The organism is Frankia sp. CcCS3 (assembly GCF_977927575.1).
In genome coordinates this window covers 23,111-41,742 of record NZ_CDWRCL010000005.1, presented here as the reverse complement: position 1 = coordinate 41,742, position 18,632 = coordinate 23,111, and the positions used below count along the sequence as shown (strand labels likewise).

The 18,632-nt window shown below is 71.1% G+C and carries 19 protein-coding genes and 1 pseudogene; 7 read left to right on the top strand and 13 right to left on the bottom strand.

The genetic code is table 11. The features are described from left to right. The 5 genes and pseudogenes from AC08OQ_RS01180 to fdxA all read right to left on the bottom strand — a co-directional run. The coding region (locus tag AC08OQ_RS01180; protein ID WP_476611875.1) for a nucleoside-diphosphate sugar epimerase/dehydratase at positions 1-1,157 on the bottom strand (1,157 nt) is incomplete at its 3' end. A 276-nt stretch (positions 1,158-1,433) separates the two neighbouring features. Further along, positions 1,434-2,513: a succinyl-diaminopimelate desuccinylase gene (dapE, locus tag AC08OQ_RS01175; RefSeq protein ID WP_462188422.1), complete on the bottom strand. Its 1,080-nt coding sequence runs from the start codon at positions 2,511-2,513 to the stop codon at positions 1,434-1,436. A gap of 90 nt (positions 2,514-2,603) precedes the next feature. Continuing rightward, a complete protein-coding gene (locus tag AC08OQ_RS01170) occupies positions 2,604-3,446 on the bottom strand; it encodes a 2,3,4,5-tetrahydropyridine-2,6-dicarboxylate N-succinyltransferase (RefSeq protein ID WP_462188423.1) in 843 nt (280 codons plus the stop codon). A 178-nt stretch (positions 3,447-3,624) separates the two neighbouring features. Next, positions 3,625-4,696, bottom strand: a pseudogene (gene dapC / locus AC08OQ_RS01165) (succinyldiaminopimelate transaminase); the annotation flags it as partial. Between the two features lie 59 nt (positions 4,697-4,755). Beyond that, positions 4,756-5,079, bottom strand: a complete 324-nt coding sequence (gene fdxA, locus AC08OQ_RS01160) for a ferredoxin (protein WP_011438232.1) — start codon at positions 5,077-5,079, stop codon at positions 4,756-4,758. Positions 5,080-5,164: 85 nt separating this feature from the next. Between fdxA and AC08OQ_RS01155 the strand changes: the two genes are divergently transcribed. Both AC08OQ_RS01155 and AC08OQ_RS01150 read left to right on the top strand, forming a co-directional pair. Continuing rightward, positions 5,165-5,614 (top strand): putative acetyltransferase, encoded by a 450-nt coding sequence (locus AC08OQ_RS01155; protein WP_476611874.1) that lies wholly within the window; start codon positions 5,165-5,167, stop codon positions 5,612-5,614. After that, a complete protein-coding gene (locus AC08OQ_RS01150) occupies positions 5,611-6,612 on the top strand; it encodes a transglutaminase family protein (RefSeq protein WP_476601213.1) in 1,002 nt (333 codons plus the stop codon). The genes AC08OQ_RS01155 and AC08OQ_RS01150 overlap by 4 nt, the downstream gene beginning before the upstream one ends. Before the next feature lie 36 nt (positions 6,613-6,648). Here the strand turns inward: AC08OQ_RS01150 and AC08OQ_RS01145 are convergent, their stop codons facing one another. The 6 genes from AC08OQ_RS01145 to AC08OQ_RS01120 all read right to left on the bottom strand — a co-directional run bounded on the left by AC08OQ_RS01145 (position 6,649) and on the right by AC08OQ_RS01120 (position 12,750). After that, positions 6,649-7,275 carry a flavin reductase family protein gene (locus AC08OQ_RS01145; protein WP_476593187.1) on the bottom strand — a complete coding sequence of 209 codons (627 nt, stop codon included), beginning with the start codon at positions 7,273-7,275 and terminating at the stop codon, positions 6,649-6,651. A 157-nt stretch (positions 7,276-7,432) separates the two neighbouring features. Beyond that, positions 7,433-7,939: a DUF6113 family protein gene (locus AC08OQ_RS01140; RefSeq protein ID WP_476611873.1), complete on the bottom strand. Its 507-nt coding sequence runs from the start codon at positions 7,937-7,939 to the stop codon at positions 7,433-7,435. Between the two features lie 23 nt (positions 7,940-7,962). Continuing rightward, positions 7,963-8,967 (bottom strand): S1C family serine protease, encoded by a 1,005-nt coding sequence (locus AC08OQ_RS01135; protein ID WP_476601216.1) that lies wholly within the window; start codon positions 8,965-8,967, stop codon positions 7,963-7,965. A 151-nt stretch (positions 8,968-9,118) separates the two neighbouring features. After that, positions 9,119-10,006: an N-acetyl-1-D-myo-inositol-2-amino-2-deoxy-alpha-D-glucopyranoside deacetylase gene (gene mshB, locus AC08OQ_RS01130; protein WP_476601226.1), complete on the bottom strand. Its 888-nt coding sequence runs from the start codon at positions 10,004-10,006 to the stop codon at positions 9,119-9,121. Positions 10,007-10,108: 102 nt separating this feature from the next. Then, positions 10,109-11,971, bottom strand: a complete 1,863-nt coding sequence (gene typA / locus AC08OQ_RS01125) for a translational GTPase TypA (protein WP_476601218.1) — start codon at positions 11,969-11,971, stop codon at positions 10,109-10,111. 275 nt (positions 11,972-12,246) lie between these two features. Next, complete coding sequence (locus tag AC08OQ_RS01120) at positions 12,247-12,750, bottom strand: (deoxy)nucleoside triphosphate pyrophosphohydrolase (protein WP_476601220.1); 504 nt, start codon at positions 12,748-12,750, stop codon at positions 12,247-12,249. Positions 12,751-12,910: 160 nt separating this feature from the next. Here AC08OQ_RS01120 and AC08OQ_RS01115 point away from each other — a divergent pair, with 160 nt between their 5' ends. Beyond that, positions 12,911-13,210, top strand: a complete 300-nt coding sequence (locus AC08OQ_RS01115) for a 4a-hydroxytetrahydrobiopterin dehydratase (protein WP_462187153.1) — start codon at positions 12,911-12,913, stop codon at positions 13,208-13,210. Between the two features lie 44 nt (positions 13,211-13,254). Here AC08OQ_RS01115 and AC08OQ_RS01110 read toward each other — a convergent pair whose 3' ends face one another. Continuing rightward, on the bottom strand, positions 13,255-13,629 hold the full coding sequence (locus AC08OQ_RS01110) for a DUF952 domain-containing protein (RefSeq protein ID WP_476601222.1): 375 nt from the start codon (positions 13,627-13,629) through the stop codon (positions 13,255-13,257). A gap of 122 nt (positions 13,630-13,751) precedes the next feature. Between AC08OQ_RS01110 and AC08OQ_RS01105 the strand changes: the two genes are divergently transcribed. Both AC08OQ_RS01105 and AC08OQ_RS01100 read left to right on the top strand, forming a co-directional pair. Then, complete coding sequence (locus tag AC08OQ_RS01105; RefSeq protein ID WP_476604219.1) at positions 13,752-14,447, top strand: heparan-alpha-glucosaminide N-acetyltransferase domain-containing protein; 696 nt, start codon at positions 13,752-13,754, stop codon at positions 14,445-14,447. A gap of 24 nt (positions 14,448-14,471) precedes the next feature. Further along, positions 14,472-14,918: a hypothetical protein gene (locus tag AC08OQ_RS01100; RefSeq protein WP_476601968.1), complete on the top strand. Its 447-nt coding sequence runs from the start codon at positions 14,472-14,474 to the stop codon at positions 14,916-14,918. 130 nt (positions 14,919-15,048) lie between these two features. Here the strand turns inward: AC08OQ_RS01100 and ychF are convergent, their stop codons facing one another. Then, positions 15,049-16,125: a redox-regulated ATPase YchF gene (gene ychF / locus AC08OQ_RS01095; protein WP_476601969.1), complete on the bottom strand. Its 1,077-nt coding sequence runs from the start codon at positions 16,123-16,125 to the stop codon at positions 15,049-15,051. Between the two features lie 171 nt (positions 16,126-16,296). Between ychF and AC08OQ_RS01090 the strand changes: the two genes are divergently transcribed. Both AC08OQ_RS01090 and AC08OQ_RS01085 read left to right on the top strand, forming a co-directional pair. Next, complete coding sequence (locus AC08OQ_RS01090; RefSeq protein WP_476601970.1) at positions 16,297-17,748, top strand: DNA recombination protein RmuC; 1,452 nt, start codon at positions 16,297-16,299, stop codon at positions 17,746-17,748. A gap of 146 nt (positions 17,749-17,894) precedes the next feature. Continuing rightward, positions 17,895-18,461 carry a DUF6542 domain-containing protein gene (locus AC08OQ_RS01085; RefSeq protein WP_476601972.1) on the top strand — a complete coding sequence of 189 codons (567 nt, stop codon included), beginning with the start codon at positions 17,895-17,897 and terminating at the stop codon, positions 18,459-18,461. Positions 18,462-18,632: the final 171 nt, after the last annotated feature.

The following is an 18,632-nucleotide window of genomic DNA, read 5'->3' as shown; positions in this document are numbered from 1 at the left end:
TGGCCGACCCGGGTCTGCTTGAAGATGGCCGGCCCCCGACTGGTCAGGCGCACCGCCAGCGCCAGGGCCAGGAACAACGGCGCGCACAGCAGGAGAACCCCCGCGGCCACACTGCGGTCGAACAGGCCCTTCATGGCCCGCCGCGCGCCGGTGAGCTCCGGCTCCTCGATGTGCAGCAGCGGCAGCCCGGCCACCGGACGGATCGAGATCCGCGGCCCGGTCACGTCGGTCAGCGCCGAGGAGACCAGCACGTCGACGTCGCTGCCCTCCAGCGTCCACAGCACCCGGCGCAGCGTCTCGCCGTCCATCTGCGGACTGATCGCGACCGTGGTGGCGTGCGTGGCCGTGATGGCAGTGTGCAGGGTCTCCGACGTCCCGACGATCGGCACCCCCAACAGGTCGAACCCCCCGCGTTCCGGGGAGTCGTGGCTGTGCCGGCCGGGCGAGCGGTCGAGCACGACACCGACGACCGACCAGCCCGACGTCGGATCCCGCTGGGCCAGCCGGACCAACGCCGCCGCGGAGTCTCCCGCCCCGACCACCAGCACCCGGTGCAGGCAGCGGCCCGCCCGGCGCATCCGGTGCAGGTAGCCGCGCGCGGCGGCGCGGCCGGCCACGGTCAGCAGCAGCGCCGCCGGGAAGGCGATCAGCACGTAGGCACGCGCGAGCTCGGCCTTGGTCGCATAGGACAGGACGGCCACCACCGCGGTGAGCTGCGCGGCGGCGTTGAGGACCCGGCGGAACTCCTCCGAGCCACTGCCGAGGAACCGGCTCTCGTACGCCCGGCTCAGGTACATCGACAACACCCATGCGACGGGCAGCAGGATCGACATGGCGACATACGGCGTCGCGGAGACCGGCTTCAGGTCGAACTCGACCAGTCCGCCGAACCGGACCAGGTAGGCCACTCCCGCCGCGACCACGCAGGCGGCCGCGTCGGAGCCCACGAGCAGCCAGCCGTACGGCCGTTCCCAGCGAACCTTCGCCCGGTAGCCGACGGCACCGTCGGACGCTCGGTCCGCGCCGGGGTCCGCGCCCACCTCGTAGCGGTCGTACCAGGCGGGCCCATCGGCCCCGTCGAGCGGTTTCGGGATGGCATCCGTGCCCGGCCCCGCGGCCAACCCCACCTGTGCATGGCTGAAGACAGTGCCCGTCACCTGGCAGACCCCCCACGGCCGCAACATCTTCGGACCGACGACGGGGAGAACACTGGTTGGCGCCGACAACGCGTGTCACCTGTGTATCGACGCGCCCCGGCCTGGTGCCGAGCCCCCGAACCCGCCGCACCACCGACCATCCGGACCCCCCATCCGACCGGCACTGCACGTACGCGCGTAACTCTAACGTGCCGAGATGGGAGGATCCACGGCGTCAACCCCCGATGACTCATACGCGTAACAAAAATCGCAACTAGGCGTCCAGCGACACCACGGTCAAGCAACACCGGACAGGTACGCCCGTAGCAGCCGCTCGGCCTCGTCGATCGCGGCGAGCTCGACGTACTCGTCCCGGGTATGGGCCAGGTTGGGATCGCCCGGCCCGTAGTTGAGCGCCGGGATTCCGAGCTCGGCGAAGCGCGCCACGTCCGTCCAGCCGTACTTCGCCACCGGCACTCGACCGGTGGCGGCGACGAACGCCGCCGCGGGCGGGGCGGCGAGCCCGGGCAGCGCCCCGCCAGCGAGATCGGTGACCTCGACGTCGTAGCCCCCCAACACCTCGCGGACATGCGCCACCGCCTCGTCGGGGCCGCGGTCCGGGGCGAACCGGAAGTTTACCGTGACCTGGCACCGGTCGGGGATCACGTTGCCCGCTACCCCACCGTCGATCCGCACCGCGCAGAGCCCCTCGCGGTAAGTGCAGCCGTCCAGCGTCACCGTCCGCGCCCGGTAGCCGGCGAGGCGGCGGAGCAGATCGCCGGCCTTGTGGATGGCGTTGTCCCCGAGCCACGACCGGGCCGAGTGCGCCCGGGTGCCGGGGAGCGTCACGACCACCCGCAGGGTGCCCTGGCAACCCGCCTCGATCTCGCCGGAGGTCGGTTCCATCAGGATGGCCAGATCCGCCGCCAGCCAGTCCCGGTGCCAGGCAGCGAGCCGGCGCAGCCCGTTGCGGGCCACCTCGACCTCCTCGTGGTCATAGCAGACCCAGGTAACGTCGTGACTCATCGCGCCGGGCGTGGCGACCGGGAGCGTGCCCGCGAGCCGCAGCGCGACCGCGACCCCTGCCTTCATGTCCGAGGTCCCGCAGCCGTAGAGCCGCCCGCCCACCACACGCGAGGGCAGGTTGCCCGCCAGCGGAACGGTGTCCAGATGGCCGGCGAGCAGGATCCGGCCGGGCAACCCCAGCTCGGTCCTGGCCACCACGGCGTCACCGTCCCGGTCGACCCGCAGCCCGTCCACCGCGGTGAGCGCCTTCTCCACCGCATCCGCGAGGGCGGCCTCGTCCCCACTTACCGAGGGCACGTCGACCAGCGCCCGGGTCAGCTCGCCGACGGGCGCCGTGAGGTCGAGGCTCATGCCGTCACCCTACGGCCACCGGGCCAGCGGATCGTTAACCGGCGACAGGACGCCAGCCAGCAATAAGATCGCTAACCGGTGACAGGATCGTTAGCCGGCGACGCCGTGCTCCCGCAGGATGTCGTTCAGCGCCAGCTTGTCGTGGATCTCGCCCTCGGCGAGCGTCCGCAGCACCAGGATGCAGGGCATCGCGAACTCCCCGCCCGGGAACGACTTCACCCGGTTGGAACCGACCGCGACCGCCCGCTCCGGGATCTCCCCGCGCGGGTATTCCGCGCCGGTCGTGGCGTCGAAGACATGGGTGGAGGCGGTCAGGATCGCCCCGGCGCCGAGCTTGGCCCCGCGGCGCACCCGCGCGCCGTCCACCACCATGCAGCGACTGCCGACGAAGGCGTCGTCCTCGACGACGACGGGGACCGCGTTCGGCGGCTCCAGAACCCCGCCGAGCCCGGCCCCACCGGACAGGTGCACGTTGCGGCCGACCTGGGCGCAGGACCCGACCGTGGCCCAGGTGTCGACGAGGGTGCCGGCACCGACGTAGCCGCCGATGTTGGTGTAGCTCGGCATGAGGACGGCCCCGGGCTCGACGTGCGCGCCCCAGCGCACGATCGCGCCCGGTACCACCCGCACGCCGTCGAATCGGGTCTTGAGCGGCACCCGGTCATGGAAGCGGAAGTCACCCGCGGACGACTCGACCATGGCGAGAACCTTGAAGGACAGCAGGATCGCCCGCTTGGCCCGCTCGTCAACGGCGACCGAGCCGCCCGCGGTGACCGTGGCGACCCGGGCCACGCCCGCATCGATGGCGTCGACGGCGGCCACCACGATCTTGCGGGCGTCGGCGTCGTCAGTGTTCAGCTCCGCCCGCCGTTCCCACAGTTCGTCGACGGCGGGATCGATCGGAGAGTCGAGGGATGTGTTCGAGGCGCTCACAAGCCCGACCCTACGAGGTGGCCCCGGCCTCGCGAGGTAGCGGGGCCACGGATCCGGGCCGGGTGCTAACGGATGTCCGGCTCGGCGCCCCCATAGCTACCCTGAGCGATCGGCTGACCGTAGTCGGGCCGAGCGCCGTAGTCAGGCCGAGCGCCGTAGTCGGGCTGCCCCGTGGCGGCGACCGGCGACAGCATCGTCATCCGTTCGGGAACGGTCGCCACCTGCGAGTCCGCAGCGGTCAGGGCGATCCGGACGTGATACCGGCCATCCTCCCCGTAAAACGTCCCGGGCGCGACGAGTATCCCGACCTCGGCCAGCGCGTCCACCGTGGCCCAGGCGTCCTCACCCCGGGTTGCCCACAGGTAGAGGCCGGCCTCGCTGTGATCGATGGTGAATCCCGCGACCGCGAGTGCCGCCGCGAGGACGGCCCGCCGGTTGGCGTAGCGCGCCCGCTGATCCGCCACATGCATGTCGTCGGCGTACGCGGCCGCCATGGCGGCCTGCACGGGCGTCGGCATCATGAAGCCGGCGTGCTTGCGGACCGCGAGGAGGCCCTCGACCAGGGCCGAGTCACCGGTGACGAACCCGGCCCGGTAGCCCGCGAGGTTGGACCGCTTCGACAGCGAATGCACTGCCAGCAGTCCCTCGTGGGAGCCGCCGCACACGTCGGGGTGCAGCACCGAGACGGGCCGGCTCTCCCAGCCCAGCTCGATGTAGCACTCGTCGCTGGCGACGATCACACCGCGCTCCCGCGCCCAGGTGACCACGGCGCGCATCTCGGCGACCGTGAGCACCCGCCCGGTCGGGTTCCCCGGCGAGTTCAACCAGATCAGGGTCACCCCGTCGGCCGGGCCCACCACCGGTTCGCAGCGGGCGAGCAGCGCGCCGACCTCGTAGGTCGGATAGGCCGGAGTCGGCACCCACACCCGGTCACCAGGTTCGAGCCCGAGCTGACCGGGGAGCTGAGCCACCAGTTCCTTCGTCCCGAGCACGGGCAGCACCGCGCCCGGGTCGACGAGCACGCCGAGCCGGCGGGCCAGCCAGCCGGCCGCCGCCTCGCGCAGTTCCGGGGTACCCGCGGTCAGCGGGTACCCCGGAGCGTCAGCGGAGCCGGCCAGCGCCTGCTGCACGACGGCCGGCGCGGCGTCGACCGGAGTACCCACCGAGAGGTCGACCAACCCGTAGGGATGCAGCCGGGCCTTCTCCTTGAAGGAGACCAGCTGGTCCCACGGGAAGTCGGGCAGCCGCACCCGGGACCGGGCCGGTGACCGCGGGACTCCGGAGATGTTGCCGGGTCTCCCAGGGCCGCTCAGGACTCGCCCTGAGGAGCCAGCGCGGCGACCGTCGGCGGGTCGAAGTCCAAGGCGCCGACCTTCGATGCGCCGCCAGGCGACCCGAGCTCCTCAAAGAAGTTCGCGTTGGTGTCGGTGTACCCCTTCCACTGATCGGGAACGTCGTCCTCGTAGTAGATGGCCTCCACCGGGCAGACCGGCTCACAGGCACCACAGTCGACGCACTCGTCAGGCTGGATGTAGAGCATCCGTCCGCCTTCGTAGATGCAGTCGACCGGGCACTCCTCGATGCAGGCCCTGTCCTTGACATCGACGCAGGGCTCTGCGATGACGTAGGTCACCGGTTTTTCCTCCTCCGGCTCACGGGCGACTGAGTCCTTAGTATCGACCTGGACAGTTCCGTGTCGACAACAAGGGCGTGCGCTGGTGGTGTATGTCGTCCGCATCACTCCGGCCGATGTCGGCGCGCGAGTTATGCTCCGCCACCGCATCCCCGGACCGGTATCCCTCAGTGATGTTCTCGGAACGTTGCGGTCATGGTCATCGGGTGTGCTCACGGTTGTCACTGCCGAGGGCACACCCGTCCAGGTTACCGAGGATGCCGTCGTAGCGGCACGCGTCATCCCACCCCGCCCACCGACACGACGTACGCGGAATGTCCCGGGTGCGACGGCTCTCACGGAGATTGTCCCGAATACGACTACCCCGAAGGCGACTATCGCGGAGGCGACTGTCCTGGGGACGACCGTCCCGGACCCGCCCGATCCAGAGGCGCCCGATTCGAAGGTGCCCGGCCTGAAGGCGGCTGCCCCACCAGGAGCGGCTGCCCCGGAGGCGGCTGCCCCCGGCGTGAACGCTCCGAGCGAGCTCTCGTGAGCACCCGCAGCCGCGGCAGGTTCGCCGAGGTCGTGCGCCGCGAGCCGATCGACCTGGCGGTCGCCTGCCATCTGCTCACCGCCGAGGTCGACCCGGCAGCCGACACCCCCAACGCCACCGCCACCCTGAACGCCCTCGACACACTCGCCGCGCAGGCCCGTCCACTGCTCGCCGCGCGGACGACCTCGAGCCGACGGTCCCGGTTCCCCCGGGCCGACCACGGTACGCCGATGGCACGCCAGACCGGCGCACCGGGGCAGGCACCACCCGGGCAGGCACAGCCCGGGCAGGCACAGCCGGGATCCGGATCCGAGGCGGCGGGGCGCTTGGAGGGGGTCGGCCCGGGAGCGGGGGATTTCGACCCGAGGATCGCCGCCGAGACGCTGCACGAGTCCCTGGGGCTCGCCGCCGGCTTCGCCGGGGCCGAGGACGACTACACCGACCTCCGCTCCTCGCTGCTCCCCGATGTGCTGCGCCGGCGGCGCGGCCTGCCGATCCTGCTCTCCGTCGTCTGGCTCGAGGTGGCCGCCCGGCTCGGGGTCCCCGCCTATCCCGTCGGGCTTCCGGGGCACGTCGTGGTCGCGGTGGGTTCCCCCCAGGACCACGTGCTCGTCGATCCGTTCGCCGCCGGCCGGCTACTGACGGTGCACGACGCCGCAGAAAAGGTACGCGCGGCCGGGTTCGCCTTCACCCGTGCCCACCTCGCTCCGATGAGCGCGCAGGATGTGCTCACCCGGATCCTCGGCAACATCCGGGTCCTCGGGGCGCGCTCGGACGCGCCGCACATGCGGCTGTGGGCCGTCGAGCTGTCCCTGCTGCTCCCCCACCACCCGGCGAGCCTGCGCCGGGAGCGCGGCGAGCTCCGCGTCCGGTTGGGCGACTTTCTCGGCGGGGCCACCGATCTGGCCGCGTTCGCCAACACGGTGGCCGCGGTCGAGCCGGCCGCCGCGGCGGCCGCCCGCCAAGCCGCCGCCGCGGCCCGCGCCCGGCTCAACTAGCCCCGGAGACCGCCCGCTCGCCTCGGGAATCGCCCGTTAGCTTCGGGAACCGTCTGTTTCCCTCCGCGCCTCTGTTCCTCCCGTATCCGCACCCACCGGGTCGAGGTAGCGCCCGTCGTAGAAGACGAGCGGTCCGACATCGTCCCGCGGCTGGGCGAACGAGACGACCTCACCGAGGACGAGGGTGTGATCCCCCCCGGGATGGGTCGTGACTGTCCGGCACTCGAAGACCGACAGCGCGCCGTCGAACAGGACCACTCCGGTCTCTGGCCCGATCGAGTGCTCCCATCCCGCGAACATGTCGCCGGGCTGGTCATACGCGCGTTTCGCAAAGTAGCGCGACGTCTCGGCCATGTCCTCGGCAAGCACCGAGACTCCCCACACCCCCGAGGCCATGAGCGGACCGTGGAAGCGGGCGTCCCGGCGGATGCTGGCGAGCACCAGCAGCGGGTCGAGGGAGACCGAGACGAACGAGTTCGCCGTCATGCCGAGATGGCGACCGTCGGCGACGGTCGTGAGGACCGTCACTCCGGTAGCGAACCTGCCGACCGCCCTGCGGAAGTCCGCCGTCCGCAGCGTCGGCCGGTCGGCCTGGAGGGTCTGAGAGGTCTGGGAGGCGGGCGCGCCGGCCCGGTTCTCTCCACGGTGCGCAGGGCTGCCCACCCGACCACGCTACCCGCTCCGCTCACCGCGTGGGCTCACCACGTGGGCGACAGTCCCCAAGGGCCGGTGACATCTCCCACATCACAAGAGCCGGTGACATCTCCCAGGGCGAGACGGACGACCGGGTGACCGGACGGCCGGGTGACCGGACCGGTGCTCAGCGACCGGGAGGAAGCACCGCGAGCCCCCGCCGTGCCCCGGCGAGGACGATGACCGCGATCGGGCTCAGTGCCTCGAGCAACAGGAACGCGTACCCGAATCCGCTCGCCCGCAACAACAGGTCCCCCTCGGGGCGGGAACTGGCGAACAGCAGCACGACGACGGCCCAGCCGATGAGCACGGTCGTGGGTCCCAGCCGGGTGCCCGTCAGCCACCGCACCAGCAGCGCGGCACCCCCGTTGCCCACCAGCGCGACCAGTACGCCGAGCGACAGCAGCATCCCCCCCGGCCGCGGACCGGCGGGAACGAGGAAGACGCCGTAGAGACCCAGCCCGACCCCCAGCAATACCCCCAGTGTGTAGGAGGCGGTCAGAAAGGCCCTGCCGGGTTGCGGGTCCGGGGACGGTTGCAACGACGGCCGCGCCGGCTGTCGGGACAACCGGGTTGAGGGCGGCGTCCGGCGGGGACCGGCGCTGGGACGGGGCATTCTCCGACAGTAGGACATCGTCCGCCGGGCCCGCCCGGTCCTCAGGCGGTCACCAGCTCGGCGGGTACGACGATCACGTCCACCAACGCGCCCCGCCGCCACACCGTGAGTTCCACTGGCCGGCCGATCGTGCCCTCGGTCAGCAGTCGCTGGAGATCACCCGGGGTGACGACGGGCGTCCCGGCCACCGACAGGACGAGATCCCCGGTGAACAGCCCGGCGATCCCGGCCGGGCTGCCGACAACCACCTCGGCCAGCCAGACACCGTGGCGCTGCCCGATCCGCTCGGCCACGGCGGGCGGCAGCGGAACACCCGCCCCCGCGACCCCCAGGTACGCCCGGCGGACCCGGCCGTCGCGCATCAACGCGGCGAGGATCTTCCTCGTCGTGTCGTTCACCGGGACGGCCAGCCCCAGGCCGACACCGGCGACGGCGGTGTTCACCCCCACCACCCGGGCGTCGGCCGTGACCAGCGCCCCGCCGGAGTTACCCGGGTTGAGGGCCACGTCGGTCTGGATCACCTCGTCGACCACCCGCACGGCCGAGCCCGAACGGGTCGGCAACGACCGGCCGAGGGCGCTGACGACCCCGGCGGTCACGCTGCCGGTGAGCCCCAGCGGGTTGCCGACAGCCACGACGAGCTGGCCGACCCGCAGACCCGCGGCGTCCCCGAGGACAGCAGCCGGCGGGGTCGTGCCCCGGGCCCGCAGCACGGCCAGGTCCGAGAGCGGATCGGCACCCACCAGGTCGACCTCGCGCTCGGTGCCGTCCGCGAACTGCGCCAGCCCGACCGACGCTCCGGAGGTGGCCCGATGCCCCTCGACGACGTGCGCGGAGGTCAGCAGGAACCCGTCGTCGGTGAACACCACCCCGGAACCGGCCCCCGCGCCGCGCCGGGTACGCACCCGTAGGCTCGCCACCGACGGGGTCAGCGCCGCGGCCACCCGGGTCACGACCGCGGAATAGGCGTCCAGCGGCTCGACCGGCGGGGAACCGCCGGGCCGCGCCGGGTCGGGTCCGTCTCCCCTGGCACGTCTGGTCCGCATCCGACCTCCTCGGCCGACGCCACACTTACATTGATTACAGCGTTACGAACACGGGGCCGTCCAGAACATTCCCACCGAGGTGCCTGTGCCACCGCGGCCGGCGGGCGGGCGAGCGGGCCAGGTCGTCAGCGGGCCGGGGCGTTGGAGTCGATCAGGGCTCACACACGAGACCGGCGAACAGGTCCCGCTCCCGCCCGCCCGGACCGTCCCCCGGCCCCCGGGCGCCCTCGGCCAGCACGAAGTGCTCGACACTCCAGGCTCGCTGACCGATGCCATCGGCGAGCGCGAAAAAGAACCCGTCGACGCTCATCTGTGTCCGGTGCGACCGCATGGCGGCGATCTTCGCCTCGAAGAAGTGGGGAGCGGAGAGCTCGGTCGTAATGTCCGCATCGTCGACAAGCGTCATCCCCAGCTCGTCCACGGACTTCAGACCCGCGAACGGGCTGCTCTCAGCGGCGGAATCGCGGAAGTACTCGAAGCCCGCGACGGCGCTCGACCGCGCCAGCGCCGTCTCGTATCGCTTGGCGACCTGCCAGGCCGGACCGGCCTGCGGGGCGAAGGACGGGTCGGCGGCGTCGGTGAAGGCCCTCCGGGTGAGTTCGTGGGCCCGGATGTGATCGGGGTGCCCGTAACCACCGCGGGCGTCGTAGCTGACGAGCACCTGCGGCCGGACCTCGCGCACGATCCGCACCAGCTCCGCCGCGGCCTCGTCCAGGTCCGCCCGCCACAGACAGCGGGGATGGTCGTTGGCAGGGGTGCCGATCATCCCGCTGTCCCGCCAACGCCCGGGACCGCCAAGAAAACGCTGGTCGGTGATGCCGAGCGCGGCGCAGGCACCGGCCAGCTCGCCGATCCGGTAGCCGCCGAGCTGATCGCCCCGATCCGCCTGCAGATTGATCAGCTCGGGCACCAGTACCTCTCCCTCCTCCCCCAATGTGCACGTCACGAGGGTGACGTGGGTGTCGGGGGCGGCGGCGTACGAGGCAAGCGCGATCCCCGTCGAGATCACCTCGTCATCGGGGTGGGCGTGCACGAACATCACCCGCCGGGCGGGAAGTGGCGCAGTAGAGGGTGATGATGGGGCAGCTGTCGTCACATTGACGACCCTACGGGCGACTTTGCCGCAATCTGGGGACCGGGCTCAGGCTCGGCGGCGGGAGCGGATCTTCTCGCGTTCGGCGGCGGTCAGCGCCACCTTGCGCAGCCGCACGAAGCCCGGGGTGACCTCCACGCACTCGTCCTCGCGGCAGAATTCCAACGCCTGCTCAAGGGTGAGTACCCGGTGCGGGGTGAGCCGGACCAGCTCGTCGCCGGTGGATGAACGCATGTTGGTGAGCTTCTTTTCCTTGGTCGGGTTGACGTCCATGTCGTCCGCCCGGGAGTTCTCACCCACGATCATGCCCTCGTAGACCTCGGTCGTCGGCCCGACGAACATCGTGCCGCGTTCCTGGAGGTTGAACAGGGCGTACGCGGTCGCCACCCCGCTGCGGTCGGCGACCATGGAGCCTGTCGCCCGGGTGCGCAGCTCCCCGAACCAGGGCTCGTACCGGTCGAAGACGTGGTGCAGCAGCCCGGTACCGCGGGTCTCGGTGAGGAACTCGGTCCGGAACCCGATCAGCCCGCGGGCCGGGACCAGGTACTCCAGCCGGATCCAGCCGGTGCCGTGGTTGACCATCTGCTCGACCCGGCCCTTGCGCAGCGCGAGCAGCTGGGTCAGCGTGCCGAGGAACTCCTCGGGCGCGTCGATGGTGAGGCGCTCCACCGGCTCGTGGATCTTGCCGTCGACAATGCGGGGGACGACCTGCGGCTTGCCGACGGTCAGCTCGAAGTCCTCGCGCCGCATCAGCTCGACGAGCACGGCGAGCTGCAGCTCCCCGCGGCCCTGCACCTCCCAGGTGTCCGGCCGCTCGGTGGGCAGTACCCGGATCGACACGTTGCCGATGAGCTCGGCGTCCAGCCGGTTCTTGACCAGCCGTGCCGTCAGCTTCTTGCCGGAACGGCCGGCGAGCGGGGAGGTGTTGATGCCAATCGTCATGCTGATGGACGGTTCGTCGACGGTGATGACCGGCAGCGGCCGGGGATCATCGGCGTCGGCGAGGGTCTCCCCGATCGTGATGTCGGGGATGCCAGCGATGGCGATGATGTCGCCCGGCCCGGCCGACTCCGCCGGCACCCGCTCGAGCGCCTGCGTCATCAGCATCTCGCTGATCTTGACGCGCTGCTGGCTGCCGTCGGCCCGGCACAGCGTCGCCGGCTGACCACGCTTGATCGTGCCGTTGTGCACCCGGCACAGCGCGAGCCGGCCGAGGTACGGGGACGCGTCGAGGTTGGTGACCAGGGCCTGCAGCGGCGCGTCCGGATCGAACGACGGCGCCGGCACGGTCTCCAGCAGAAGGTCGAACAGCGGCTTGAGATCGGGTGAGTCCGGGCTCACCCCGTCGGCCGGGCGGGTGGTGGAGGCACGGCCCGCCTTCGCGTTGCAGTAGACGATCGGGAAGTCGATCTGGTCCTCGTCGGCGTCGAGGTCGAGGAAGAGCTCGTAGGTCTCGTCGACCACCTCGGCGATCCGGGCGTCCGACCGGTCCACCTTGTTGATGACGAGCACCACCGGCAGCCGCGCCGCGAGCGCCTTGCGCAGGACGAAGCGCGTCTGGGGCAGTGGGCCCTCACTCGCGTCCACGAGCAGCAGGACGCCGTCGACCATCGACAGGCCGCGCTCGACCTCACCGCCGAAGTCGGCGTGACCGGGCGTGTCGACGATGTTGATCGTGATGTCGCCGTAACGGACCGCGGTGTTCTTCGCGAGAATCGTGATGCCCTTCTCACGCTCCAGGTCCATCGAGTCCATCACGCGGTCGGTGAGCTCGGCATGCTCGCCGAACGCGCCGGACTGGCGCAGCATGGCGTCAACGAGGGTGGTCTTGCCGTGGTCGACATGGGCGATGATTGCCACGTTTCGAAGATCGGCACGAAGAGACACGGTGATGCGCTCCGGGGCGGACATGGGGTTCGCGACCCCGCAACAACGACGACGACGTCACCGCATGAAACGACGGTAACGCATGAACCGGTGACGCGAACGTTCTGGCGGGTGCCCGCCATGGTGTCGGCGCCGCGGCACGACGATCTGCCCGTCACGCGTACACCGGCAACAGTCGCACCGCCACTCATGGTACGGATGCACCCATGGTACGGATGCCACGGCTACAACGGGCTTCACCGGTCCGGGGCTTCACCGGTCCGCGACCTCCCGTCGCCGGCGTTCAGAAAAGCCGGCGTTCAGAAAAGCGATCCGGGAGTCGACAGCACGCGGCGCAACTCCGCCACCAGGGGCCCGTCGGCCGGCATCCACCGGACATCGTCCAGTTCGGCTACGCCGAGCCAGCGCAGCTCGTCATGCTCGACGGGCTGGGGCTGCCGGCGCGTCACCCGGCCGAGCCACACCCGCAGCACCCACCCGGGGCTGGACAGCCCGACCTCGCCGAGCGGCGGACCGACCTCGATCTCGACGTCGAGCTCCTCCCGGCACTCCCGGGCGAGCGCGTCGAGCTCGTGCTCGCCGGACTCGACCTTGCCGCCCGGAAACTCCCACATCCCGGCATAGGGATGCGGTTCCCGGCGCCGGGCGGCCAGCACCCGGCGATCGTCGTCGAGCAGCGCGACGGCGACGACCAGACGTCCCCTCACCACCGGGACGTCGGTGCCGTCCCGGTCCTCGGGTGTTCCACGCCGTCGTCCATGGGTAGAAGGGAGGGCATCCAAGCCCTCCACATCCGCGTTCATGGTGCCGGACTCTCCCAGAGTCCGGCCAGCCGTGGATCCGTTCCCGGCGGATCGTGTCTGATGAGCCTTTCGGGTGGCTCCACCAGGACGGCTCGCCCAGCAGCGGGACGTCGGACCGCAAGCCAGAGAATCAGAGAATCACCAGCCGGAGGGAATCGGTATGCCGAGCAGACTGGACACCACCGAAGTCGCCGAGGCGTTGGCGGCACTACCCGGCTGGATCGGCGACGCCGACCGGATCCAGTTGGAGATCATGCTGGACGGGGACGAGGCCGATGCGATCGTGGCCGAGGTCATGCAGGCAGCGGACGCGATGAACCATCATCCGGTCGTCGAGCGGGGCCCGGGAACAACGACCTTCACGGTCTGGACCCACTCGGTCGGCGGCGTCACCGAGCTGGACGTGGCCCTGGCCCGCAGGATCTCACAGATCCTGTACTCGGCCGGTGTCTCGTACTGAGCTCTCGTACCGAACAGACGTCTCGTACCGAACAGATCTGGAGATCACCAGAGGCTGGGCAGCACCCTGAAGACACCATCCGGATCAGGCGGGAACGGTACGACGATCGTCACCGCGCCGGTGTCGATCATCCCATAGAGATACGGGAAGAGCTCCCCTGGCGCGGGCGTGCCCCCCGCGGGCGCCTGGCCGGCGGGCACCCCGGCCGCCGGCGGCTCCCAGCGCAGCTCCGCGCTCAGCCGCTCCGGGTCGACGACGACCAGCAGCAGGTCCGCATGCCCGGCGTAGTACCGGTTCGCGGTGGCCACGGCCTGCTCCGGGGCGGAGAAATGGATGAACCCCTCGGATGCCAGGCTCGCCGGGCGGTACCCGCCAGCCCCGGCCGCCCACTCGGACCGGCCCGCCAGATGGCAGATCACGCCATCCCCCTCTCCTTGCCACTCATCAGTCGTTGACTGCCGAGCCACGGTCGCGGTGCCCGCATCGGCCCGGGGATACTCCCGGCGGGCCGGACGAAACCCACCCCCGCCCGGAGACCAGTGTGAAGGGCGTGCCCGCGATGCTTCAGCCCCGTTACCCGCAGGCCCCCGGGGGAGGCCGCGTACGCGGAGTCGACGCGGCGCGGGGCATCGCCCTGATCGGCATGGTCGCGACGCACGTCTATCCCGCGGTCGAGGATGACGGGGCGGCGACCCCCGCGCATCTGCTCGCCTCCGGCCGGGCCTCGGCGGCCTTCGCGGTACTCGCCGGGGTGGCGCTGGCGTTGTCGACCGGCCGGCTGCCGGCGCCACAGGCGCGCGCGTCGACTGTGGCACGAGCGGCCTGCATCGGGACGATCGGCCTCGCCCTCGGCTACACCCACTCCGGCATCGCGGTGATCCTCTGTTACTACGCGCTGATGTTCATCCTGGCCGTGCCGCTGCTGCGGGCTCCGCTCGGAGCGCTGGTCGTCGTCACGGTGCTGGCGTTCGCGGTCGTCCCGGCCGCAGGCCTCCTCAGCCGGGACCATCTGCCGTCCCCGACCCTTGACGACCCAACCTTCGGCCGGGTGTTCACCCACCCGGTGAGCCTGACCCTGGAGATGGGCTTCACCGGCTTCTATCCGGCGCTCGCCTGGCTCGGGTATCTCTGTGTGGGACTCGCGGCCGGCCGGCTGGATCTACGGTCCACGCGGGTCGCCGCCGCCCTGCTCGCGGAGGGTGGCACGATCGCCGCGGCGGCGTCGCTGGCCTCCTAGGCACTGCTCCGGCACGCCGCAGGCATGGCCGCACTCGAATCCGTCGATCCCGTCGAGGTCGCGGGAGTCGGGCCGCTGCCGGTGCGCTCCATCCTCGACGCCGGGCTGTACGGCAGCACCCCGACGAACACCTGGTGGTGGCTGGCCGTCGACACCCCGCACTCGTCCACGCCCGTCGATCTGCTGCACACCAGCGCGACCGCGGTCGCCCTGCTCGGGTTCGTCCTGCTCCTGAGCCGGCTGCTGCCGCCCCTGATGCTGGTCCCGCTCATCGCCGTCGGATCGATGACGCTGACCCTCTACTGCGCCCACGTGATCGTGATGTCCGCGTCCTTCCTCCCCGCGGACCCGACGCCGTCCTTCCTGCTCCAGGCGGCCGTGGCCCTGACCGTCGCCACCGCCTGGCGGGCGAGCGGGATGCGAGGACCGGTCGAGGCGGTCGTCGCCGCGGCCACCCGGCAGCTCGTTTAGCGCGGTGACCACGGCCGCCGGAGATCTTCAGGCCGCGGCCACAGCCTCGCTGTAGAGGCGGCCGTTGATCCCAAAGCTACTTCCGGACTCGCATTCCTTCGCGGTCCGGCCATAGCGGTCGGGAGGCTGCTCAGACGTTGAAGCGGAACTCCACGACGTCGCCGTCGGCCATCACGTAGTCCTTGCCCTCCATGCGCACCTTGCCGGCCGCGCGGGCGGCGGCCATCGAACCGGCCGCGATCAGGGCATCGTACGAGACGATCTCGGCCTTGATGAAGCCACGCTGGAAGTCGGTGTGGATGGCCCCGGCGGCCTCCGGCGCGGTCGCCCCGGCCCTGATGGTCCAGGCCCGGGCCTCCTTCGGGCCGGCCGTCAGGAACGTCTGGAGCCCGAGGGTGTGGAAACCGATCCGGGCCAGCTGGGCGAGGCCGCTCTCCTCCTGGCCGAGCGAGGCCAGCAGCTCCGCGGCGTCGGCCTCGTCGAGCTCGGCCAGTTCGGCCTCGACCTTGGCGCACAGCACGATCGCGTCCGCGGGCGCGACGGACCCGACAAGTTCCTTGCGCCGACCGGGATCGGCGAAGACGTCCTCGTCGACGTTGAAGACGTAGAGGAAGGGCTTGGCGGTGAGCAGGAAAAGCTCCCGCAGGGCGTCGCGATCGATCTTCGGTTCCGAGGACAGCGTGCGACCGGCGTCAAGCACCTCGCGCGCGGCCTTCACCGCGGCCAGCAACGGCTGCTTCGCCTTGTCGGCCCGGGCCTCCTTCTCCAGCTTCGGCAGGCGCGCGTCGACGGTCTGCAGATCGGCGAGGATCAGCTCGGTGTTGATCGTCTCGATGTCGTCGGCCGGGTCGACCCTGCCCTCGACGTGCACCACGTCAGGATCGGAGAACACCCGGACGACCTGGCAGACCGCGTCGGACTCGCGGATGTTCGCGAGGAAGCGGTTCCCCAGGCCCTGCCCCTCGGACGCGCCTCGGACCAGGCCGGCGATGTCCACGAAGCTGACCGTGGCCGGCACCGTCCGGGCGCTGTCGTAGAGCTTCGCGAGCTCGCCGAGACGCGGATCGGGCACCCCGACCACGCCCACGTTCGGCTCGATCGTCGCGAACGGGTAGTTCGCGGCCAGCACCTCATTGCGCGTCAGGGCGTTGAACAACGTGGACTTGCCGACGTTGGGCAGCCCGACGATCCCGATCGACAAGCCCATGGCCGGTCAGTCTACGGACCTCACGGCTACGGACCTCACGGCTACGGGCCTCACGGCTACGGGCCCTGCGGCCGCTCACCGGGAAGCGCCCCGCCGGGAAGGGCCCCGCCGGGGACCGACTCACCGCGAAACCGCGCGAAACTGTCGGAGGGCCGTGATTGCCTCTCTCCCGTGGACACGACCAGCGCGCTGCTGGCCCTGATCGGGCTGGCTCTCGGCGCCATGGGCGGATTCGCCGCCGCGCGCCGCTTCCCCGATCCGCGGGTCGCCGCGCTCACGGCCGCGCACGCCGCCGCCATGCGGGAGCGCGACCAGGCCCGGGAGGCCGCCGCCGCCGCTGCCGAGCGCGCGATGCTGGCCGAGTCGGACGTGTCCAGCCTGCGCACCGCGCTGGAGTACGAGCAGCGAGCGGCGGCCGAGCGGGTGGCGCTGGTCGAGCAGAGCCAGGACCGGCTCGCCGAGAGCTTCCGAGCGCTGTCCGCGCAGGCTCTGGAGGGCGCGAGCCGTCAGTTGGTGGAGCTGGCCTCCGCCCGGCTGGACGAGGCCGGCGCCCGTGCCCGCGGCGACCTCGACGCCCGTCGTTCGGCGGTCGAGAGCATGGTGACGCCGCTGCGGGAGGCCCTCGGGCGGATGGAAGACCGGCTGCGGGAGCTGGAGACCGCGCGCACCGAGGCCTACGCGGCGCTCGTCGAGCAGGTGCGGTTCGCCCGTGAGGCGTCGGAGAACCTCCGGTCGGAGACCGCCGCGCTCGTGACCGTGCTGCGCCGGCCCCAGGCCCGCGGTGCCTGGGGCGAGATGCAGCTGCGCCGGGTGGCGGAGGTGGCCGGCATGCTCAACCGCTGCGACTTCACCGAGCAGATGACGATCCAGGGCGACGACGGCCCGCAACGGCCCGACATGGTCGTCCATCTTGCCGGTGGCCGCAACGTGGTCGTCGACGCGAAGGTTCCGCTCAGCGCGTTCCTGGAGGCCGCCGACACGACGGACGAGGACCATCGCGCGCGCCGGATGGCCGCCCACGCCCGCCATCTGCGTGCGCATGTCGACGGCCTCGGCGCCAAGTCCTACTGGCGGCGGCTGCCGTCGTCCCCGGAGTTCGTGGTGCTCTTCGTCCCCGCCGAGGCGTTCCTGGCCCCTGCCCTCGATCACGATCCCGGCCTGCTCGAACACGCCGCCGGCAAGAAGGTCATCATCGCTACCCCAACCACGCTGATCGCCATGCTGCGCACCATCGCCCACGCTTGGACTCAGGATGCGCTGACCGCACGGACGAAAGAGATCTTCGAGCTGGGTCGCGACCTCTACACCCGCCTCGGCACCCTGGGCGAACACGTCGATCGCCTCGGTCGCTCGCTCGGCCGGGCGGTGGGGGACTTCAACGCCACCGTCGGCTCGTTGGAAAGCCGGGTGCTGACCCCTGCCCGCCGGCTCGCGGCCATGGAAGTCGTCGAGGCGGGGCTCCCCAGTCCGGTTCCGGTGGAGACCGGCGTGCGGCCGCTGTCCGCCGCCGAGCTCCTGAGGAGTATCGGGGAGGGCGCGACGACCGGGCGGGGTGGCGCCATAGAGGACCTCGGAGTCGATGCCGGGTATCAGACCTCTGACGGCGCAGATCCGGTCAGATGAGACGCAGACGACTAGCATAAGGAGGCTTAAGCAACGGAAAGCAGTGAGATCGACACCGAAAGCTCAAATACGAGAGCTGATGCGCATGTCTGGCGCATCGCCCTGACGCATTGGAAATCTGCGGGCGGTACCTTGCCTTCGTGAGTGTGCCGCCTCACCGGCAGTCGGCCGGACCGCCGGGCAGATCCGCACGCGCTCGCGGGCATGACGATCTGTACGCCCGCAGCTCGCGCGGTCGGGCGGGTGGGCCGCCGCCCACGCTGTTCACGGGCAGCCGCCGGGGCCTCACCGCGCTCGGCACCGGCATCCTCGTCCTCGTCCTCGGTGGGCTAGGTGCCATCGTGGACTCCGCGATCTTCGGTTCCCTGAAGTTCGCCTTCGGCGTGCTGTTCATCGGCTCGTGCGTCCTCGCCGCGGTCCGCGTGCATGCGGATGACCTCATCGGCGTAGTGATCATGCCGCCGCTCGCCTACGCGCTCATCGCCCTCGGCGTCGGCTACCTGAACCCCGCGGCCGGGGACGGCAGCTCCGGCCTGCGCAACAAGGCCATCGACGTCGGCTCAGAGATGATCTTTCACGCTCCGATCCTGCTGACGGCCTTCATCCTGGTGGCCGTCATCGCGCTCTTCCGGGGTCGCCGCGCCCAGGTGGCGCGCCGCGAGCGGCAACGTTCCCTCTCGCAGTCGGCCGCCGAGCGCCGACGCCGGTCGTAGTAGGCCCGGACCGCCGCTTCCCCGCGCCAGTTCCCCACGCCAGGTCGGCCGTACCGCCACAACCGACCCATGAGTAAATCCGCGCCCTCAATAAAAACAATAACAGGCATGTAGCTGGAACGGCCGACGACAAACACCGGCAACGCGACCACACCTATTGCCGCAGCTCGT

Excerpts from the sequence above, each read along its gene's own strand:
- AC08OQ_RS01115 (WP_462187153.1), top strand. The coding sequence starts at position 12,911 with ATGCCGAGCAGACTGGACACCACCGAAGTCGCCGAGGCGTTGGCGGCA.
- dapE (WP_462188422.1), bottom strand. The coding sequence starts at position 2,513 with ATGAGCCTCGACCTCACGGCGCCCGTCGGCGAGCTGACCCGGGCGCTG.
- AC08OQ_RS01100 (WP_476601968.1), top strand. The coding sequence starts at position 14,472 with ATGGCCGCACTCGAATCCGTCGATCCCGTCGAGGTCGCGGGAGTCGGG.
- typA (WP_476601218.1), bottom strand. The coding sequence starts at position 11,971 with ATGTCCGCCCCGGAGCGCATCACCGTGTCTCTTCGTGCCGATCTTCGA.
- mshB (WP_476601226.1), bottom strand. The coding sequence starts at position 10,006 with ATGTTCGTGCACGCCCACCCCGATGACGAGGTGATCTCGACGGGGATC.
- AC08OQ_RS01120 (WP_476601220.1), bottom strand. The coding sequence starts at position 12,750 with ATGAACGCGGATGTGGAGGGCTTGGATGCCCTCCCTTCTACCCATGGA.
- ychF (WP_476601969.1), bottom strand. The coding sequence starts at position 16,125 with ATGGGCTTGTCGATCGGGATCGTCGGGCTGCCCAACGTCGGCAAGTCC.
- AC08OQ_RS01135 (WP_476601216.1), bottom strand. The coding sequence starts at position 8,967 with ATGCGGACCAGACGTGCCAGGGGAGACGGACCCGACCCGGCGCGGCCC.
- AC08OQ_RS01140 (WP_476611873.1), bottom strand. The coding sequence starts at position 7,939 with ATGTCCTACTGTCGGAGAATGCCCCGTCCCAGCGCCGGTCCCCGCCGG.